Annotated in this window: 16 protein-coding genes and 3 pseudogenes; all 19 read left to right on the top strand. The window is 47.1% G+C overall.

Going from position 1 to position 20,135, the window contains the following annotated elements; genetic code table 11:
• Window positions 1-292: 292 nt before the first annotated feature.
• The gene (locus OGV69_RS21510; RefSeq protein WP_227409069.1) at window positions 293-2,752 is read left to right on the top strand and encodes an N-acetylglucosaminidase; all 2,460 of its coding nucleotides are present in this window, start codon (window positions 293-295) and stop codon (window positions 2,750-2,752) included.
• Between the two features lie 2 nt (window positions 2,753-2,754).
• On the top strand, window positions 2,755-3,630 hold the full coding sequence (locus OGV69_RS21505) for a hypothetical protein (protein WP_141700261.1): 876 nt from the start codon (window positions 2,755-2,757) through the stop codon (window positions 3,628-3,630).
• Between the two features lie 189 nt (window positions 3,631-3,819).
• Window positions 3,820-4,347: a lysozyme family protein gene (locus OGV69_RS21500; RefSeq protein WP_069325428.1), complete on the top strand. Its 528-nt coding sequence runs from the start codon at window positions 3,820-3,822 to the stop codon at window positions 4,345-4,347.
• Between the two features lies 1 nt (window position 4,348).
• Window positions 4,349-4,777, top strand: coding sequence for a hypothetical protein (locus tag OGV69_RS21495; RefSeq protein ID WP_141700260.1), 429 nt, complete (start codon window positions 4,349-4,351; stop codon window positions 4,775-4,777).
• Between the two features lie 300 nt (window positions 4,778-5,077).
• Window positions 5,078-5,608, top strand: coding sequence for a hypothetical protein (locus OGV69_RS21490; protein ID WP_069325427.1), 531 nt, complete (start codon window positions 5,078-5,080; stop codon window positions 5,606-5,608).
• Window positions 5,609-5,675: 67 nt separating this feature from the next.
• Window positions 5,676-5,777: pseudogene (locus tag OGV69_RS21485) on the top strand (PAAR domain-containing protein); the annotation flags it as partial.
• Window positions 5,758-6,168 (top strand): annotated as a pseudogene (locus tag OGV69_RS21480) (type VI secretion system baseplate subunit TssF); the annotation flags it as partial. The pseudogenes OGV69_RS21485 and OGV69_RS21480, both read left to right, overlap by 20 nt.
• Complete coding sequence (tssG, locus tag OGV69_RS21475) at window positions 6,132-7,214, top strand: type VI secretion system baseplate subunit TssG (RefSeq protein ID WP_069325425.1); 1,083 nt, start codon at window positions 6,132-6,134, stop codon at window positions 7,212-7,214. The pseudogene OGV69_RS21480 and the gene tssG, both read left to right, overlap by 37 nt.
• Window positions 7,215-7,249: 35 nt before the next feature.
• Window positions 7,250-7,774 carry a type VI secretion system lipoprotein TssJ gene (gene tssJ / locus OGV69_RS21470; RefSeq protein ID WP_069325424.1) on the top strand — a complete coding sequence of 175 codons (525 nt, stop codon included), beginning with the start codon at window positions 7,250-7,252 and terminating at the stop codon, window positions 7,772-7,774.
• A gap of 4 nt (window positions 7,775-7,778) precedes the next feature.
• A pseudogene (locus OGV69_RS21465) lies at window positions 7,779-9,998 on the top strand (type VI secretion system Vgr family protein); the annotation flags it as partial.
• Between the two features lie 1,691 nt (window positions 9,999-11,689).
• The gene (locus tag OGV69_RS21460) at window positions 11,690-12,217 is read left to right on the top strand and encodes a hypothetical protein (RefSeq protein ID WP_069325423.1); all 528 of its coding nucleotides are present in this window, start codon (window positions 11,690-11,692) and stop codon (window positions 12,215-12,217) included.
• Window positions 12,218-13,087: 870 nt separating this feature from the next.
• Window positions 13,088-13,315 carry a helix-turn-helix transcriptional regulator gene (locus OGV69_RS21455; protein ID WP_031602044.1) on the top strand — a complete coding sequence of 76 codons (228 nt, stop codon included), beginning with the start codon at window positions 13,088-13,090 and terminating at the stop codon, window positions 13,313-13,315.
• A gap of 17 nt (window positions 13,316-13,332) precedes the next feature.
• The gene (locus OGV69_RS21450; protein WP_069323365.1) at window positions 13,333-14,193 is read left to right on the top strand and encodes a hypothetical protein; all 861 of its coding nucleotides are present in this window, start codon (window positions 13,333-13,335) and stop codon (window positions 14,191-14,193) included.
• 22 nt (window positions 14,194-14,215) lie between these two features.
• Window positions 14,216-15,220, top strand: a complete 1,005-nt coding sequence (locus OGV69_RS21445; protein ID WP_069323366.1) for a P2 family phage major capsid protein — start codon at window positions 14,216-14,218, stop codon at window positions 15,218-15,220.
• Between the two features lie 88 nt (window positions 15,221-15,308).
• Complete coding sequence (locus tag OGV69_RS21440) at window positions 15,309-15,899, top strand: host cell division inhibitor Icd-like protein (RefSeq protein ID WP_001111087.1); 591 nt, start codon at window positions 15,309-15,311, stop codon at window positions 15,897-15,899.
• Window positions 15,896-16,132 carry a hypothetical protein gene (locus OGV69_RS21435; RefSeq protein ID WP_000839712.1) on the top strand — a complete coding sequence of 79 codons (237 nt, stop codon included), beginning with the start codon at window positions 15,896-15,898 and terminating at the stop codon, window positions 16,130-16,132. The genes OGV69_RS21440 and OGV69_RS21435 overlap by 4 nt, the downstream gene beginning before the upstream one ends.
• A complete protein-coding gene (locus OGV69_RS21430; protein ID WP_069323367.1) occupies window positions 16,125-16,535 on the top strand; it encodes a DUF5375 family protein in 411 nt (136 codons plus the stop codon). The genes OGV69_RS21435 and OGV69_RS21430 overlap by 8 nt, the downstream gene beginning before the upstream one ends.
• Window positions 16,532-19,219, top strand: a complete 2,688-nt coding sequence (locus tag OGV69_RS21425) for a DUF927 domain-containing protein (protein ID WP_069323368.1) — start codon at window positions 16,532-16,534, stop codon at window positions 19,217-19,219. The genes OGV69_RS21430 and OGV69_RS21425 overlap by 4 nt, the downstream gene beginning before the upstream one ends.
• 282 nt (window positions 19,220-19,501) lie before the next feature.
• Complete coding sequence (locus tag OGV69_RS21420) at window positions 19,502-19,774, top strand: Ogr/Delta-like zinc finger protein (RefSeq protein ID WP_000783295.1); 273 nt, start codon at window positions 19,502-19,504, stop codon at window positions 19,772-19,774.
• Window positions 19,775-20,135 lie beyond the last annotated feature (361 nt).

The following is a 20,135-nucleotide window of genomic DNA, read 5'->3' as shown; positions in this document are numbered from 1 at the left end:
GGTACTGCAACCGACAGGGAAACGACTGAGATGGCGCGAGAATCACAGCCAGCACGTACCGGGCTGACGCAGGCCCTTAATATAAAAATGGAGTCAGCTTATTTATATGAATTTAGATACTTATGTAAATGCAGACATAGCTTTTGAAAAGGATGAGAACTCTGGTCCAACTAAAGGTGAACCTGATTCGTTAACAGTGGAAGCATTATTGCCGGTTTTCGATATTACGGCGGTTACGAAATTTAAGCAGGTGGTCTGTAAATCGTTTAGCGACTGACAGGGAGTGTGAATCATGTCTGTGATACCCAAAATAGTCTGGCCAATTCCCTCTAACAACCGGGGGAAGGAATTTAGTAACCTGGAAGATATTCTCGCCCATTTAGCGGGGGAGTCTACCGGGCAATATGCGATAGGCCGCAGCGGAATGTGGCATGGCGGGATCCATATCACCGAAGCCACAACCCCGTGGTGTGCGCTTAGCGGTAAATCTCCTCTTGAAACGATAGATTTCCCAGTTCCCTTTAAAGGTGAGCAGGCGGTGCGATGTATGGCTGACGGGGAAGTGGTTGCCTATCGTGTCTGCAGGGATTATCTGACGCTTGGCTGGGAATCCGGTCCGCTGAGTTTTTCGGGTTCATTTGTTCTGGTCAAACACTATATTCAACCGGGTGAAACGGGATCCAGCGGGCTGCATTTCTATACACTTTATATGCACCTGGCGCCTTATTCTGCTTACACCGTCAATCCGGCAGAAACAAAGTGGACGCTACAGGACTCACTTTCAGCCTACGATCCAGAGTGGGTGATGTCTGCCAGCACAAAGAACAAAGATGTCAGCGACAGCTATTCAAAAGGCACGATGCCTAAAGGTGCAATTGTAGAATGGAATAAGTCTGACGGAAGTCTCCATACTGTTGCGTTCAATAACCGTGAGTACGGCCTGGTGACATTTGTCAGTTTGTCAGAGGATGCGCTGAACAAAGGCAAGAAAACATCCTTTAAACCCGGTCAGCAATACTGGATATTGGTTGATAAGGACAATATTTCCCCGGGTACTAGCGGTGTCTCTCAGCCTTCCTGGTGGCAAAAGCTTATGCCACCAGCGAAGGAGACAATGAAGTTCGATGAGGCTGTGTGCCCAACACCCTATGCCATTAGCGCCGGTGACCCTGTTGGTCACATGGGGTATTATCAGGCACCAAAAGATGGTGGGTATGAGGCGCGTTATCAGGTGCATATCGAATGCACGAGCATGGATGATAATCTGGAGAAATTCCTGACTAACCCAGAACAGGTGGGAGAGAAGAATCCACTTTGGCTGAAGTACGGACCTGGTCTTGCTCTCTATAAAAAAGATGTCGCTACCGGAAATTTCACAAAAGATACCAAAGCGACTACCGTGACCGGGATCCTGCCACTGAGTCAGGTGCAAACTGAAATAGATAAGACGACTAAACAAGAATACTGGCAACTGCGACCAGAAAATGCTTATGCCCTCAAAGGGCAGGCTGAACCACAGCTTTTGTCACAGTATGATCTGACCAAACTGGGTTTCAGAACTGAAACCGCAGAGCCTACCAGCTTCGATTATCTTGATGGAAAGAATCAGCCTGTTGGGTTCTTCCGTAGTCTTATCAACTCACTTTACCAGGCCGCGATCGATGATACCCGAACCAGCCATGCACTGGTGAAGCATAATTATCAGCGGCTGCTGGGTAAAATTGACAGCGGAAGTGATCGTTATTCTCCAATGGAATACTTGAGAGCACTCCATAACCCCGACTATAGCGACGTTATTCAGAAAACAATAGTAAAACATCCCAGCGACTGGTATTTCAAAAAAGATGATGCTATTTGGCAACCGTTCCTGAATGCACTGAAAAAAGATGCCCCAGAATGGAAGAAGTACAGCGAAGATTTTCTCGATAAAATGGCCTGGATGCAGGATGTGACAACTGAGAAACTGGGACCTTCGCTGTGGCATATGCATCCGATTATGTTTTTGGGGACCATACTTCAACGGCAAAGATACATCATTAAATATACGAATTATTCTTCTACTCTTGATTCGGCTCTCGATAAACAAATGGCTTTAGGTAGCCAAAACCCATTACATGGACCACAGATTGGTACTAACCTTGGGTTTGTTCCTGTTAGTAGAGAAAGGGTATCATCTTATTTGGATCCAATACCTTATGAAATAGTTGAAAACCCTAACATGTTCCAATTTATGATTTTAACATCTTATATTGGAATTCCTGAGTCAGCATTAGCATCAGTTCTGAAAGGTCAAGGGATATTAGATGGTAAAGAGGATGCCTTTATTCAGGCTGCAAAAGAAAATAATGTGAACGAGATGTATTTAGTTGCTCATGCAATTGTTGAAACTGGACATGGGACCAGCATCCTTGCAACTGGCAATCGTTATAATGGTCGGACTTATTATAATATGTATGGGGTTGGGGCTTATGATGGGGTGGCAGTTTCAGAGGGTACTCGTTTTGCAGCACAAAATAATTGGGATACTCCAGAAGCTGCAATTATAGGCGGAGCTGCATTCACATCAACGAATTTTTTCTCCCGAGGTCAGGATACACTTTATAAAATGAGATGGAATCCACAATCTCCTGGCGAGCACCAATACGCCACTGCGATTAACTGGGCAGAGACGCAAGCCAGCCTCATATATAAGATGGCAGTCAAATCCCCAGACAATACAATCTATTTCGATTGCCCAATTTATGCGAGGTGAGCGTGAAAATCAAAACAATAGTTAGTGCTATTATTTTATTCACTGTGTATTCATGTTTTGCTGATTCGAGCTGTTCTTCATCTCCTGAATCAATGGTCCCCCAAACCGAAACAGCGCTAAAGATAAATCAAGTTAAGAGTACTGAGAGGGTTTATTTCTACACGCAACCTGAAGAAAAGTGTAAAACAAAAATATTTGTTATCAATAATGACAGACTAATATCGTTCAAAAGGCATAATGATTTTGAATATGTTGCATACATTAATAAATCAGGTTCGACTGTCAATGGTTGGGTGAAAGGCGAAAAAATATTTGACGTCAAATATCCTGATGGGGTTATAAACGCAAGTGACTATATCGTAAACTTAGACAAAGTGAATATATCACTCGGACAGCCTGTATCTATAGTCAAAAGCGAAGTGCTGGATAAAACAGGGAAGGAAGTCAAACTTAATATGATAGGTAGTGATGATAACGCCACCGTGTTCGGCATTGATTTTCCGTACAATAGAGATGCGTCAGTCTATGTGTCTGATTTGAACCACTCAGTGCGTAATAATGCAGAAGAGTCCGTGTCGCAGATAAATATATATTCAGGAAAATATGAAACGAACAGGGGCATCAAGATTGGCGATGACTTGCATTTGGTTTTGCAAAAATATGGCTATGATGGTATTACTGATATTCAGAATAGTGGGGTTAAAACGTTGATTTTCCAATATGTTGACATGGATTTGACTTTCTCATTTAACGCTACTAACAAAGTCGACTCTATTGTGTATTTACTTTTACCGTGGTCATCAGCAATAAAAGACCTACAATGCTCCAACAACGTTTCCTTACTCAACAGAATTAGCAGAATTAGTCATTGTAAATAAGCTATCTGGCAACCTTTCCTTAATGCTCTCAAGAAAGAAGCCCCGAATGGAATAAGTACAGAGAAGATTTTCTCGATAAAATAGCCTGGATGCAGGATGTCACAACTCAGAAGCTTGGGCCTTCGTTGTGGCATATGCATCCGATTATGTTTTCAGGTTCATTTATTAAAAAAGATATAAATTATATGGATGAAAAAATTCACAGAAAAATTTGATTTAATTATAGCAGATGCTTTTAGGACCAGGTTATTAGATGTTTCCAGGGAGTTAGGTATTGACCCGAACTACATTATGGCTTGTATCGTACTAGAAACAGGAAAAACATTTAGAACAGATATTAAAAAACCAGGTTCATCTGCAACGGGGCTAATTCAGTTTATGGACGATACGGCCAAAGATCTAGGAACGTCAACACGGCAACTCCGAGCAATGGACCACGTAGAACAAATGGAATATGTCAAGAGATACTTTAAAATGCAGGCGGGCAATGTCGGAGTTCCAACACAACAATGGACTCTTGAGGATGTTTATTATTCGATATTCAGACCTAAAACGATATTGCTTGGGCCAAATGATATTGTTTATCAAAGAAGTGACGGGGACTACTATAGTAAGAACCTATATCACGACAGAAATAATGATGGTAAGATCACAAAAAATGAAATAGCAGAAAACATTAGAGTATATTACAAACCAGGCATTCCTGAGACAGGGTAATATGGCAGCAATATTACAACACGTTACAACAGCATTATGTTTGTTAGTTATATCAACTTCAGCATATTGTGCTCATAGCAAGGATGTATTAGTCAATGCCGACAAGCTCAAGGACACAGGTTTTCAGGATGGGCGAACGGGTACTGTAAATGTTGATCTGAATAGTGATGGATACCAAGATACTATTGAATATACTTTTTCAAGTACGACACCACCTGGCACTTGTGCTCAGTCAGATTGCATGTCTAGTCTGGACAACTCTCCAATATTAACATTCCAGATAAAAATGCATGATGGTAAGTCTATCGATGGTTCATATATGTGTACTTCTCTAGGTGTATCCAAGGAACGTCATAATGGAATGAAAGACATATTATGTGGACCAAAGTATATCCTTCGCTGGAACGGTGAAGAATATGATACAGACTAGCTAGTACTATAAACATCTTCTAATGAGGGGTGCTGAATTCCAACTTGCTGAAAATCTAAAAAAGCATGTTGGCTATTATATTTCCCTCAGTATCAGTTACGATGCAATATAAAATTGGTTATATACGCTAGAGTGGAGGTAATTGGGCGGGTTGGCACTCACGAAATCCTACAGAGCAAGAACATCATAGAATTACCATTTCGAAAGTGAGGCATGCTTTTGTCTATGAAATCAAAGGGGAGAGTAAATCAAGTCTTATAAAGATTGACGGTTCTCTTACTTTCGTTGTTGCCGTTGTCTATGTCGTTTGCTGCAATCCCGGAAAAGTGCCACTCATATTTTACTGAATTAGTGAGAAGCAGTAACTATTCTTTTAATGAGTGGAATTTAAAAACCAAAGAAGTAAACTTAATAATTGATGAAGAGGACAATTCAATCATAAGAGTAAAATTAGTGGTTGATACCGATGGTTCAGGCATAATTGGATGGGTTTTATTTGAAAAAATCAAGTCAGAGTTGCTTAACACAACTATTGATCCAGAAAAACCAATAAAGCTGACCTATAACAATGAATACGAAAAAGCTCAAAAATATTGTCTTTCAGGTGAGGTTGTTTATCTGGTTCAAAGTAAGAGACGTGTGTGCTTTTATGAGAAAACTGATTCTGGCATGAAAAAACAAATACTTTCATTGTCTGGAGATTATGTTAAACGATTAGAAATACAGGGCAAATACACCCAAGTTTCTTATCAAACAAAGTCAGGAACTACAGTTACAGACTGGGTTGAGTTGGCCTCATTGAGACAAATTGACTTTAAAAGCACTTGGTAAGAAACGCATATTGCAAATGTAAGGCATAGGCACCTTTCCAGGGAATTCACAGATATGAGGTAAATTTATGCTTCAAATAATCCGCAAAGGCGATAAAACCACTTACGGCGGCTCGGTACTGACCGCTTCCGAAACGATGAAATTCGGCGCTATATCCCCCGGCAAACGACCGTTTTCACTGGCGGGTGATGAGCCACCTTGGTTCAAACTTCCTCAGCATGATGGACAATCCGGAGGTTCTGCGGGGCACGCTGGCGCTCTATGACTGGACCGACGATGAAATGAACCGACGTCGGCTTGAAGCAATTGTTGCCGTGAAGCACACCCTGATCCGCCGTTTTGAGAAGGGCTTTATGCTTCGGGGCGTGGACATAGAGGTCACGCTGAACATGGATAATTTTGCAGGCGAGGGCGATGTAAACCTCTTCGGCGAGATGCTGCACCGGTTCTTCGCGCTCTATGCCGATATTCACCTTTTTAACCAGCTCACGCTGGTACTGCAACCGACAGGGAAACGACTGAGATGGCGCGAGAATCACAGCCAGCACGTACCGGGCTGACGCAGGCCCTTAACAAAGACATCTGGCGGGCCAATTTCTATCGTTTCTGCCAGCTGCTGGAACAGGAAAATCCGGACGCGCCAAAACTGGGCGCCACCAGCCATCCGGGCGATGATCCGGTACGATTCAGACCCTGGCCTGGTATGGGTTTCCCGGTCAGTACCCTCAAAGCGGTGGAGACCGACGAAGACCATCCGACATTACCCCCAACGGTCCGCACGACATTTCTCGGGATGTATGGGGTGGACTCCCCTCTGCCGACGTCCTGGCTGGATGATATTGCGCAGCGCCGCGAAGGACACGAGGCTGTCACCTCATTTCTGGATATTTTCAGCCACCGCATCACCACGCAGTATTACCGGATCTGGCGAAAATACGCGTATCCGGCGACGTTCGAGGCGGGTGGCCGCGATGCCACATCACAGTGTCTGCTGGGGCTGGTGGGACTCGGTATACCAGGCACGGCGGAACAGGTGGCGACACCGGTTTCCCGTTTCCTGGCCCTGCTGGGCACCATGCGTTTGCCCACACGCAATGCCGAAGGTATCCGGGCCCTGGTAAGCCTGCTGGCACCGAATACCCGGGCATTCATCACCGAACCCGATCCGGTTAAGGTCCATATCGAAAATCGCAGTGGGCTGGGCACCGAAAACTGCGTCCGTCTTTCGCAGCGGGCCACGCTGGGTAAAACGGCAAAGGAATCATGTAGTCGTGTGCTGGTGACGCTGGAGACAGCGGACCCGGATGAGGCGGAAGGTTGGTTACCCGGAGGTGTCCTCCATACCGATTTGCTGGTCCTGCTGCGTGTCTATCTCGGCTACCGTAGCGACGCCCGACTGAGCCTCACCGTACCCGTGCGGTTGTTGCCTGAGCCGCGACTTGGCAAAGGCAGGCGTATCCAGTTGGGCCGTACCGGTTTGCTGGGCCTGAAAGCAGGCAAATTCAGCAATAGCCGGGAGAGTCTCACCGTCAGTCTGGGCTGCTATGAAGGGTTGCAATGTTCTGCGCTCCCGCCCGCTGAAGACGGACATTACCGCTTCGAATAATTACGTACTCCCTCTCTCACAAAAGGAACTTTTGAATGACAACAGTAACCCGCTGGCGGGCGCTGACACTTATTGCCTGTAGCCTGCTCGCTGGCTGCGGTCTGACGCAGACCGTCACGGACGGTACGGTCAGCATCACGAATTCCATCTTCTACAAGAAAATTAAAACGCTGCATCTGGATTTTACTCCGCGCACGGCCGTAAACGCCGATGGCGCACAGACGCCGCTGGCGACAATGGTGCGAGTCTATCAACTCAGGGATCGTAAAGCGGTTGAAGCCGCCGATTACCAGACGTTGCTGCGCCAGGCCGATACGGTACTTAAAGAGGATGTGCTGGCGGCGAAAGAGCTGCTGGTAATGCCCAAAGGCAGCGTGACGCTCAATATGCCTATGGATGAAGACGCTCACTTCGTGGCGGTGGTGGGGCTGTTTAATCGACCGGATCAGAAGGAGAACCGCTGGCGCCTGGTGCTGACCCGTGACGAGCTCGACCCGGACACACCCCGTACGATTGAACTGGGTGATGGCTGGCTCAGCCTCGTGCCGGTAAAGGAGTGACGTGATGGATAACTGGCCAGCGCTATTTGACGGACAAAACCGCTATATCCTGATGATCAATGACAGCCCGGTAAAGCCGGATGTTCTGCGTTTTCGCGGCAGGGAAGCTCTGAGCGAGCCGTTTTCGTGGGAGATTGCATTCACCACACCGCAGGAGAACATTCCCCCGGAACAGGTACTGATGAAATATGCGACGTTGCTGATGCGTGGCGGTAAAAATGTCCATGGAATAGTGACCCACCTGGAATGGCTCTCCACCTCAGAAGACCAGTCTCACTACAGTCTCACACTCAGTTCCCGCCTGGCGTTGCTGTCGGAAACCCGGCAGTGTCGCCTGTTTCGGTTCCAGTCGGTACCGGAGGTGGTAGAACAGGTGCTTCGCGAACATGGGCTGGAAGGGGCCGATTTCGAGTTTCAGCTGGAACGAGGCTACCCGGATAGGCGTCTGATAACTCAATGGCGGGAAAGCGATTTGCAGTTCATCCAGCGTATTCTTTCTGAGGTAGGGATATACTGGCGCACGGAGATGGATAACGCCCGTGCATTGGATACGTACGTTTTTGCTGACAGCCAGCTTGGCTACCGGTTTGGTTTGCGCCTGCCGTATAGCGAACCGTCCGGTTTGAATGACGGCGCCGAAGAGTCGGTATGGGATTTTCGTACTACGCATAAAGTGGTCACCGGTAAGGTCAAGACACGTGACTACAACTACAGCAAGGCTTCCACGCCGATGGATGCGGCGGTCAGCGTGCGCAGTGATGCTGTCACCACCGGGGAGCATTACCGCTACGCAGCGCCTTACCGTGACGCGGGTGATGACACCAGTCCGGAGCCGGAGACCGAATCCGGCGCCTTTTATGCCCGCATCCACCACGAGCGGGAGCTCAACAAATCAGCCCGCATCCACCTGTACAGCAACGCTGCCCAACTCACCCCCGGGCAGGTACTCGAGCCGCAGGGGAATGTGATAGCCGACCTGAAAGAAGGCATGATCCTCACCCTGGTGACCTTCGAGGGGGCTCGTGATTCCCGTCTTCACGTGTCTGTTTGGGGAATGCCTTACACTGAGCGTTACTGTTTCCGCCCGGCGGAAATCCCGCGTCCGGAAATTCACGGCACGCTTCCGGCCCGGATTGAAAGCCGGGAAAAAAATGACATTTACGCCCATATGGATGATCAGGGGCGCTATCGGGTGAAGCTGGACTTCGACCGTGAAAATACGGAGCCAGGTTACGGCTATTTGTGGCTGCGAATGGCGAAGCCGACTGCCGGTAAAATGCTGGGCTGGCATACGCCGCTCACTGACGGGACAGAAGTGGCGATAGCGTACAGCAACGGTGATATTGACCTGCCGTACATAGCATATGCGCTGCACGACTCCGAACATCCCGACCTCGTGAACCGGGACAATCACACCCGGAACATCCTCCGGACACCGGCCAACTCAAAATTACGCATGGAAGACAAGCGCGGTGAGGAGCACATCAAGCTCGCCACGGAGTATGGCAGGACGCAGCTCAACAGCGGGCACCTGGTGGACAGCCAGCGACAACTTCGCGGCAAAGGAGCTGAGCTGCGTACCGATGAGTGGGGAACCATACGCGCCGGGAAGGGGCTGTTTGTCAGTGCGGATGCACAGGCAAAGGCGCAGGGTGACGCGCTGGACAGGGACGCCGCGCTGAAGGAAATCGGTCAGCTTAATCAGCATCTGCAACAGCTGGGAATGGCGGCAGAGCAGGCGCAGTCCCTGAAGGCGGATATCGACAACCAGATACAGATGTTTGAGCAACGACTGAAACCGCTCAATGAAGCCGTGCTTTTCTCGGCGCCTGAAGGAGTGGCTCTGACCAGCGGGGAGCATCTGCAAATGACAGCCGCGAAGAATGTTGCTGTCAACGCAGGAGGTGATATCAGTGTCGGAGCGATGGGCAATATGACAGCGCTTGCCGGGGATAAGCTGGGGGTGTTTACCCGGAGCGGACAACTGAGCCTGAAATCCGGCGAGGGGCCAGTAGAAGTACAGGCGCAAAACGCCAGCATGAGCTTGTTTGCAGAGAAGAAGCTGACTCTGGGTTCGGCAAGTGATATTTCCATTACCGGGAAGAAGCGAATTACATTAATTGGCGGCGGCAGCTACCTGCGGCTTGATGCTGGAAAGGTTGAATACGGTACGACTGCAACCTATCAGCGTAAGGTAAAAAAAACGATGGCGGCTGGCAGCGCGACTCTGGAGCAACATCCAGTAGCGTTGCCAGCAGCAGTATCGGACGAAAAAATCAGCAGCGACATGTTATTACGCAAACCAGGAGAAACCGATACTCAGTGGGCTGAACGTCTGGTGAAACTAAACGTAGCTGCCCGACTTATTGAGCAGAAAACCGGGATTCCTCGCTCCCGTATCGCTAAATGGCCCATCTACCGAAAAATTATAGAAGAACAAAATCAGGCCAAAGCAGAGAAAACCCAGGGGAGACAACAAGCCGCTCAACTTATGTGTAATAAAGATATCGTTACCCATAAAGATCTTGTCGTGATATCAAGGAAAACCGGTATTCCAACGGGCACTTTGCGGCGTATGGACGAATATCGCGCCCGGAGGCCTGAGAAACAAAAAGAAACCAGGATACAGGATAAAGAAAAAGCGAAGAAACTCTTGCTTGAAAAGCGGTCAGTGAGAGCGATTGCAAAAGAGACTCAGGTTGCCGAAAGAACATTGCATAACTGGAAGCATGATCTTAAGAATTTAAAAACAAATGATGTTGCTGCCTCAGTCTCTGAAAGAGAAAATGTACTGATGAAGCAAATTGCGACAATAAAACAGGTGGTCGGCAAGGAGTGTAATGCTGTTCAATCTGTTCAGATAAAAATGAAAGCCTTATTGAGTTCAGCTATTGACGAACTGGATCCCTTTGTTCGGGACTGCACAACAACAGCAATTGGGGTGGATAACAACAATCAATATTACCTTTCATCAAGTAGCTATCCTGTTTGTCAGAAATTAAAAATCTGGGCACGTAGCCATCGTATCACTGTTGTGGAAGATGCCGGGCATGCCGAGGCCGTTTTGGTTAATAAGGTCAGCAAAATAAAACACATTGAACCCTCCCGGGATGTTTGTCTTGAATGCGAGCATAAGATGCTGAAGCATCATGTCACCACCAGTCGGCCTTTTTCACATAAACTTAGCAAAGGCCAACGCACCGGAAAGTCTTATACCGAGGAAGAACGCCAGTTCGCTAAAACCATGAAGGCAGAATCTTCGACAAAAGCAAATAATGTAGCCAAAGCAAGACGCCTTTTAGTCGAAGGTGATTTATCTCTCACCGATATTGGGAGGCAGACCGGAGTTAATAAAAGTACTATGGTTTCATGGCCAGAACATAAAATCTGGGTGGAGAAACAGAAAAAACGTAAAGCAGGTGATCCAAGGAAAGCTAAGGCATTAGCAATGTCCCTGGAGGGGATTAGCCAGAATGAAATTGCAAAAAAACTCAAAACTTCAAAAACCAAGATAAGTCAGTGGATAAAAGAGTCTAAACAAAAGAATACTGACTACGCCATGCCTACGACCTCAGGTAAACGAGCAGCTTTGCGGCAGGGGCTCAGTCACACCACGCGTGCGCACATGCAGTCTTCATTGCGAAGTGAAATTCGCGTAGCATCGGAGGGCCTTAATCAGCAAGGATTACTTCGCTGGCTTCAGGAACCCGGTATGAGTCAACATTCTTACCATGACATACTGGATGTGCTGGAAGAGGAAGAAATCGATTTTAATATTAACGATTTTATCAGCGCATGGAACGCGACAGGGCGCCCGTTACCAGAATAGAAAGGGGCAATGTCTCTCAGTGCTATTATTGTAAGCCGACACGGTAACTTACTCTTAACGAATCATCATATAGTCAGGAAGTTGAAATGTATAGCAATCACTATTTTGGTAAGTATGCTGAAGATATCGAGAAACTCGATTTTCACCGAAAGTTAATGCTGGGTGTTTTAGTTTTGCGTGATCTAAGTAATTGTGTTGCGCACTTTGATGGTATTTATAATGAGAAGCTTCTCCCGTTTTATGAAAATATGATTAATGCGTTGAAGTTAACTTCGGCTTCTGGATTGCCTGCTTCATCCTTATGCCATTTACGGGATGCCTGTATAAGGAGAGTTCCTGATACGGACACTTTCCCTGCTAAAGAAGGAACATTTGCTCAATATGCAATGATTAGCGCCTGTTACCTGCTGGCATTTGCATTGGAATATAATGTCGGAGATTTTTATCGTTCACTGGACTTTTATATTGAGAATCTCTGTGCTCAGAATCAGTGTGCGGAAGAACCATTAAATGATGCGATGCTAAATGAATATATTACAGCAATATGGGCCTCTTTAATCGCAAGTCTTGAACAGGAGGCGCACATTACTTCTGCGGCTGATAGGATGAAATGAATTTATCATATCCATAACAGAAAAACGAAGTCTACACGCGCAGAAATTCACCTTCTCTTTAAGAACTGCTTACCAGCAGTTTTCATGGGGAGTTACCGAGCTATATCGTCAGCAAAAAAGAACAGTTGATCCTGTCGGTAACGGAAGCGTCAGAGCCTGGAACCTTGAGGTTTTATGGTAATGAATAATCCTGACCCATCTGAAAGGGTGTAGTCCGTCTCGTCGGGATCTGCATTTTTAATCTGAATATTAGTTAAGGCCATAGATATCTCTCCCGACGTTCTGACCGTGTGAGAGTAACGAAAAGAGATACTTTTGTTCGTGGCTGCGAAAGCTATTGGCTGGAAATGGTTGGATACTGATTTCGGCTCTAAGCCTTGCGTGGTACGGGTTTCGTAGGATTATTTAGCAGGGGATGTAAGCGTTCGGAATGCCCTGCAGGAATGTGATTGATGAGTTAATGAGTTGATTTTTATGAATATATAAATACTGGAATTAAAATCCTATACACTTAGTTATACACATAAGAAAAAATTAGTGCTTTTTATGGACTAGGTGTATTTTCCCCAGCCCAGCCCAGCCCAGCCCAGCCCAGCCCAGCCCAGCCAATGTAGCCTTTTATTTACAAATTGTTACATATATTGTTCATCAAATTTCATTATTATCAGGGACTAACAAGCACTGGCAAAGGTTGTCACTCAGTAATATTCCCTAACATTCACTATTATTCACCATTATTCACCATTCAAATTATTTGAATAAGTTTGAAAGTGTCATTCTTTACGTATTAATTCTTCTGTGCAAGTATATATACACCCAATAGAGACTAATTAAGTCTTAGTATAAATATCTAATGTGAAGGACATAGCCATGAGCTTATTGCCTCGGGAAAACGCACCCCAAAAAAACTATAGACTTCTGAGAATATCAGAAGTGATTAATTTGACTGGCTTACCCAAGTCAACAATTTATCTAAAGATAAAGAATGATGAATTTCCGAACCAAGTTTCTATCGGTTCTCGTTCTGTTGCATGGGTGGAGCATGAAGTTAATGAATGGATAGAGAAGAATATTCTCAATAGAAAATTAAACTCCTAAATTGAGGTGGCAATTATATGATTGACAATGTTTTTAAGAAAAAACTGGCATCAATTAAGAACGAACATGTGTCGGTGTTAGACAGTTACAAAGTAAGCCCATTTAAAGAAACTCATAGCGACATAGCCTGTATTGTGCGTATTATCGAAATCTATTCACTGAATAAGCTGCGCGCTAAAGGTGAAAAGCTGTATTCACTTACGGGGTTAACAGTACCTGATACGGAAGCTGTGGCGAATGAGATCAACCTGCTCCTAAGCCGTTATGCCCAGTTGTGTCGTCAGGAAGAGGAAGAGTTATCTTTCCGGCAGCGTGAAGTGACAAATGCGGAAGTTGCATGGAAAAGCACATTCTCAAAAAACGGCGTCAGTAGCATTGCTGAAGCCAAAACGAATAAAACGGGGCATGCTGAACGAGCGGATGCTGAACGGTGTTACCATCTGGCTGTTTCCCGGCTGAATGAGCAACATAGCCGACTGAGCACAATCAAGCTTTTACCGGGCATACTGGCCGATGAAGTTAACTACATAGGTAAGGGAGTTGAGAAGCGTTTACTGAGCATATTTCCTCAATCCGGCCAGATCCCTGCTGATTTTATTTCTGTGTTTAATGACGGTGACGTTGTTCGTGATATTAAATTTATTACAGATGCACTCAAATCCTTGTCTGATTCTGTTAATGAAATTATTAGCCGTTGTAGCGTTCCAACTGATCGTTATGTATTAAATAACGGTGGAATGGCAAGAACTATGGCTTACAGGGAGTACTATCGAGCAGATAATCATGTATTACGTTCAGTCGTAAGTGATCGGGATTACGTTGAGCATGTAATGAAACACAATCGGGTTACTGAGTACAAAAATAAAATCTTTTCTTAAATACTATTAAAGGTGAAAAACTATGTATGCCTTCAAAACTGAAAGGCCGGACGCAGCACGTCGTTATCATAATAAATTCGTCACTGGCACTAACTATCAGGAGGAATCAAACAGACGCTTTGCATTAAGCGAAACCACTGAAAATATACTGCGTACCTCAATTCTGGAATCCGGGTGGCTTATTAAAAATATCACCCTACGTGATGTTAACGCCGTGTCAGGTAATGCCGTCAATATTGGTGCCAGTGAACTGCATACCGGACGTGTGGATGGTGGCCGTTTCCACAAAAAAATGGCAATCAATGGTACGGAGTTCTTTCTGACAGAGACGGATACCTGCGCCCGGATCAGCTATTCCGATATGTCTCATATTTACCATACCGGTGTGCCGGATGAGTTTGAGAAAACGGTTGAGAGCTTTTTTGCTCAGGCATATGCGCTGGACATGCTGCGGGTCGGTTTCAATGGTGTGTCGATTGCAAATACTACAAACCCGGAAATCAATAAAAAAGGCGAGGATGTCAATATTGGCTGGCATGCACTGGCGAAAGCCTACGGAAACGGGAAGCAAATCATCTCTGAGCCTGTCACTCTGGGAGAGACTGGCACCTGGAAAAATATTGATTCTCTGGCCAACCATCTGATTACTGAGCTTATTGCTGAGCAGTTTCGTGAAGATCTCCGCCTGGTTGTACTGGTTGGGGCAGAGCTGGCAGCACATCAACGCCTGAAGTTATTTAATGCCGCAGACCGCCCGGCTGATGTGAATGCTGCGCAGATGGCTACAAGTTCTGTTGCTGGCCGCTTTGCGTTTATTCCCCCGTTTATGCCGGGTAAGCGTCTGGCAGTAACGACGCTGGATAATCTGCATATTTACACCCAGGCGATAACACGCTGGTTTCGTGCTGAGTTTGATGATGAAAACAGTGAATACGTACATTCCTACCTGCGCAATGAAGGTTATGCACTCGGTGAACCAGAACTGTACGCGGCTGTCGATGAGAGCGCTCTGACGTTTGCGGATTGACTTAGCGACAGAAAGACCCGCTCAGAGGCGGGTCTCGTTTACAGCATCAGGAAAAAATGAAGAACTATTTTTAAGCAGAGGCTTAAGCATGCCAGCGTTAATTAATCCAGGCAATGATCAGTTTTCGGTTATAAATTTCTTGCCTCACCAGGAATGCACGGGATATAGTTTAAAGGTTGCCGCAAAATCGGCAGCCGGGCGTAGGAACCCGTGTTATCTGAAGGCGATACTACACGCGCCAGGCGTGTTTTTTTGTGTCGCAGCTTTGACTCACCTAAAATTTATGGTGTGGTGGCTGATTGTATTTTTTTATTTTTTACGCCACATCATCAGTATTATGGTAGTCCAGGCGGGGCAGCTTTCGGGCTGGCCGGTATCCTTCAGAGCCGGTATTCCTACCCCCGTCTGGGCTACCACCCATGAGCGTAGGAACTCCGGTGGTAGCGTTACCCGCTATCTGAAGGAGGTTGCCATTATGGCTACAGTCCCTGCTTTATCTCACCCTGAATTTACCTTTGTCTTTCTGGCTGTTCGCCGTACAGACCGTGATGCCCGTCCACGTCCTGTGCGTGTAATCGCAGACTGCGAGCATGCTGCACGCCTTAAACTTGCCACTGAATTTATCCTGAGCTTTGCTGCCCGTATCCCTGTGAAAAGTGCCGGGGAGGTGGTTGCATGAAATCCATGAATTTTAAGCAAGGCTGCATATTGAGCGAACTGGGTGAGAGTCGTCTGTTACGGGCGGCACTGGCCAGTGAGTTTCTTGCAGAGGTCCTGTCCGTTCCCACAGTTAATGGAGCGAGAACGGTTTCAGCGGAAGGCGCTGCGGCTTTAGTGGCCTGTATTGCCGAACAACTGGATGGCGTTGTTAAGGAAACCAGCACAATTAAGGGAGAGATGCGCGATGAATAATAATCAAAATTTAAAGACGCATGCTTTACGAACAGCAGTCTTACGGTACTACATTGCTGATGCATTCATTTCCTTAATGGCGCGTGTTCATAATGAACCTGTTTATATTGAAGATGGCGAACGAATAGAACTCACCCACGAAAAAGTGGTGAGCAATATTATTTATCATATTGAAATGCCGTGGGTGAATGAGTTTGGGGCTGATGCTGGTTGCATACTGGCCGCAGAGAAACTGGAAAAAATGCTTAAACCGGGCTTTATGTCAGAAAATATTCGCCTGTCAGTTTTTGGTGTCACAGAGATGCGTGAGGTTTACCGGGATATTATTTTCGGTGCACCTGATGGCGAACTACCCGAAGGTTTTGAATTTGTGAAGCCGGAAGGTCAGGAGGTGCTGCTGTGAAAACACTGTCTGTATCCACTATTTCCGGGGCTGCGATTGGGCGCTGGCCTTATATCCTGTCAGCATTAGGTATCAAAGTACCGTCCGCAGGACATCATGGGGCTTGCCCTGCATGTGGTGGCAAAGATCGCTTTCGACTGGACGATAAAGCGGGGCGTGGGACGTGGTTTTGTAATCAGTGCGGTCATGGCGATGGTCTTGATCTGGTTCGTCTGGTGACAGGAAGAAAGATAAAAGAAGCCGCCGGGATGGTATCTGAGGCGCTTGCATTACCAGAAATACAGGAGAAGCCCGCTTTGCCCGCCAGGAAAAAGGCCACAGGAAAAGAAGCGGGTGCGGAGCGATATACCAGACTCAGACAGCAGTCCTGCAATGGTGAGCCGGTCTATCTGACTAACAAGGGCTTACACGGGTATTCACTTCCCTTGCTGTCACAACCTTTGAATCTGGCCGGAATAACATTTTCCTCCGGTTCATTACTGCTGCCGTTGACGGATATCTCCGGGAATATTACCGGTGGTCAGCTTATCAATCCTGACGGGGATAAAAGTCTGCTGCCAGGTAGCCACCTGTCTGGCGCATTCATTGCCCTGACCGATATACCCGCTGAAACACCTGAACAGGTGATTATCACTGAGGGTTTTGCCACGGCGCTCACCGTCAGTCTGCTGACTGAAGGATGGATCGTGGCGGCTGTAGCTGCCACCAATTTACTGAAGGTGACGGAGCAGATCCGAAAACGCTGGCCGGAAACCCGGATCATTCTGGCCGGAGATAATGATCTGGCTGACGGGAAAGAAAACACCGGGCGTATTCAGGCAGAGAAAGCCGCCAAAGCGGTGGATGGCTGGGTAACGCTCCCTCCGGTACGCCATAAGGCTGACTGGGATGATTATCGGCAGGAAGTGGGGAAAGAACGGGCGAGAGATGCCTTTCGGGAAGAAATGACGCTGCATGGTAAAGGGCAGACCCGTTTACCAGAAGGGTTCCGGCTGACAAAAGAATATTTGTGGTACGACAAGCTGGTTAATAAGTCTGATGGCGATACGGAGATACGTAATATCAAAATTTCCAGTCCGTTGCGGGTGACGGCAATCACCAGTGATGCTGATGGGAGTAATTACGGGCGTTTGCTGGAATGGGAAGATACCAACGGAAACAGCCGTAAATGGGCAATGCCGATGGAGATGCTGGGGGGCAGCGGGGAAGAGCTGCGCCGCGTTCTGCTGGTTAACGGGCTTTCTTACATCAACATTAACGGCATGGCCAGAGCATTCCTGATGGAATATATCTCGCTGTGTAAACCGGACAGAAAAGTAACCTGTGTGAATAAAACGGGCTGGCACGGCGGGGTTTACGTTCTCCAGGATGAAGTGATAGGGCGCGAGGCCCAGTCAGTCATCTTACAAACATCGAGCGTGCAGGGGCGTGATTTTCGTGTCAGCGGCACATCAGAGGACTGGCGTGAAAATATAGGTCGTTACTGCATAAATAATGCTCGTCTTGCCTTTGCGGTGAGTCTGGCATTTGCTGCCCCCCTTCTGAAACTGGTTGGTATCGGCGGTGGAGGTTATCACCTCAAAGGGGAATCAACAGACGGTAAAACCACGACGATGAAAGTGGCTGCATCGGTATGTGGTGGAACAGATTTCTGGCATACGTGGCGGGCGACGGGGAATGCATTAGAAGGGACGGCGAGCCGCCGCAATGATGCCACGCTGATGCTGGATGAAATCCGGGAGGTTGACGGCAGGGAGGCGGGGAATATCGCTTATATGCTGGCTAACGGGCAGGGCAAAGCCAGAGCCAGAACAGATGGTTCTGTAAGGGAAACCAACCGCTGGAATCTGTTGTTTCTGTCTACCGGGGAACTGTCACTGGTAGAACATGCGGCAAGCGCCGGGGAACGTACGTATGCCGGGGTTGAGGTCAGAATGATCCAGATCCCAAGCGATTCGGGCAAGTATGGCGTGTTTGAAGAACTTCATGGCTTCAGTAGCGGGAAAACCCTGGCTGAGCATCTTGAGCAGCACGTAGCGCATTATCATGGTGCACCATTCCGCGACTGGCTGCATTGCCTGACCGCTGATCTGCCGGAACTGACCAGCCAGGCGAAAGCCTTATTGAAAGAGTACACCCGAAGGCTGACGCCGGAAAATGCCGGGAATCAGGTTGGCCGGGCTGTAACCCGTTTTGCTCTGGTTGCTATGGCCGGGGAGCTGGCCACAAAAGCGGGCATCACAGGATGGCCGGAGGGAGAGGCCTTTCGTGCCGCTCAAAGTTGTCTGGCTGCATGGATGGCTGACCGGGGCCATACAGCTAATCAGGAAGATAAAGCGGCACTTGAACAGGTACGGGACTTCATGACGCGTAATCAGTTCAGTCGGTTTGCTGACTGGAATGACGACAGGAACCGGCCTGTTTCAATGATGGGATTCAGAAAAGTCGATAAAGGAGACAACGTGACAGAGCCGGTTGTGACGTTCTACGTTCTCCCGTCAGGCTGGAAGGAGATCTGTAAGGGATTTGACTCGCGTAAGGTGGCCAGGTTGTGTGTGGACGCGGGCTGGCTGAAACCCGGTGAAGATGGCCGGACGCAAAACAGCATTCGCCTGCCAGAAATAGGGCTTAAACGTGTGTACCAGTTCAATACACAGGTACTGGGAAGCGCCGAACCTGAGTAATTATCGCGTGAGTCTTATTTTTATGAGGTAACACTGGTAACAGAGGTAACACCCGCTACTGATACGGTTCTTCAGTGTTACCAGTCAAAAATACTGACTGGTAACAGAGGTAACAAAAAATGGTGTGTTACCACGCGTTACCTCTTGATTTTGCTAACTGGTAACAGATTAAATCCTTTTAAATCAATAGTGTTACACGTGTTACCAGTGTTACACGTTCAGAACAAGAGGTAGGGATCCAAATCCCTTCTTCTGGCGGGCAACAGTATAGGGCACAGAACGATGAAGATGATGAGAATGTACTGCCCCACATGTCAGGCAGTAGCGCGGATAGGTAAAACAAACAGGAAACACCCACAACTGTACGATGTGTACTGCTATTGCTCTAATGTGGAGTGCGGTCACTCGTTTGTGATGAATGTTGCTTTCTCCCATTCCGTTAGTCCAAGCGCGCTGAATGGGCAGGGGAGGGTTAAAGAGCTAATTGATGCCATTCCACCCGAGGAGCGGGAAAAGGCTTTAAAGTTGCTGCTGGCTGCGCAAAAGAATGGGTAAAGTATGCGTCGGGAATGGCCGATCCGTTCCCGGAACCTGAACACAGGATTTCAGTTTATGCGGACATAAAATTATTATTTTTCATATTGTTATATTTTTCGTGTTTCACGAACCTCCATAAAATTACACACCTAAAATAAATTATCCATTTAATATCATAGTGTTATGTATTCAGGCCACAAATGCGACGGACAGTAAAACTGAAAAAAGCTGAATTTCTTTTCATTCTTTTCAGTTCCTGTCTCGCAGAGCATCCCCAGAACGGGCGCGGGCTGGTGGTATCGTTTGTAAAAAATCACAACTGAAAAATTTTAGTGATATGAAAACCGCAGGCGGGTGCGGTGTAGTGCGATTTTGGTCA

It is taken from the genome of Citrobacter sp. Cc139 (genome assembly GCF_030334645.1).
Lineage (GTDB): Bacteria > Pseudomonadota > Gammaproteobacteria > Enterobacterales > Enterobacteriaceae > Citrobacter > Citrobacter werkmanii.
This window is presented reverse-complemented; position numbering and strand designations above follow the sequence as displayed.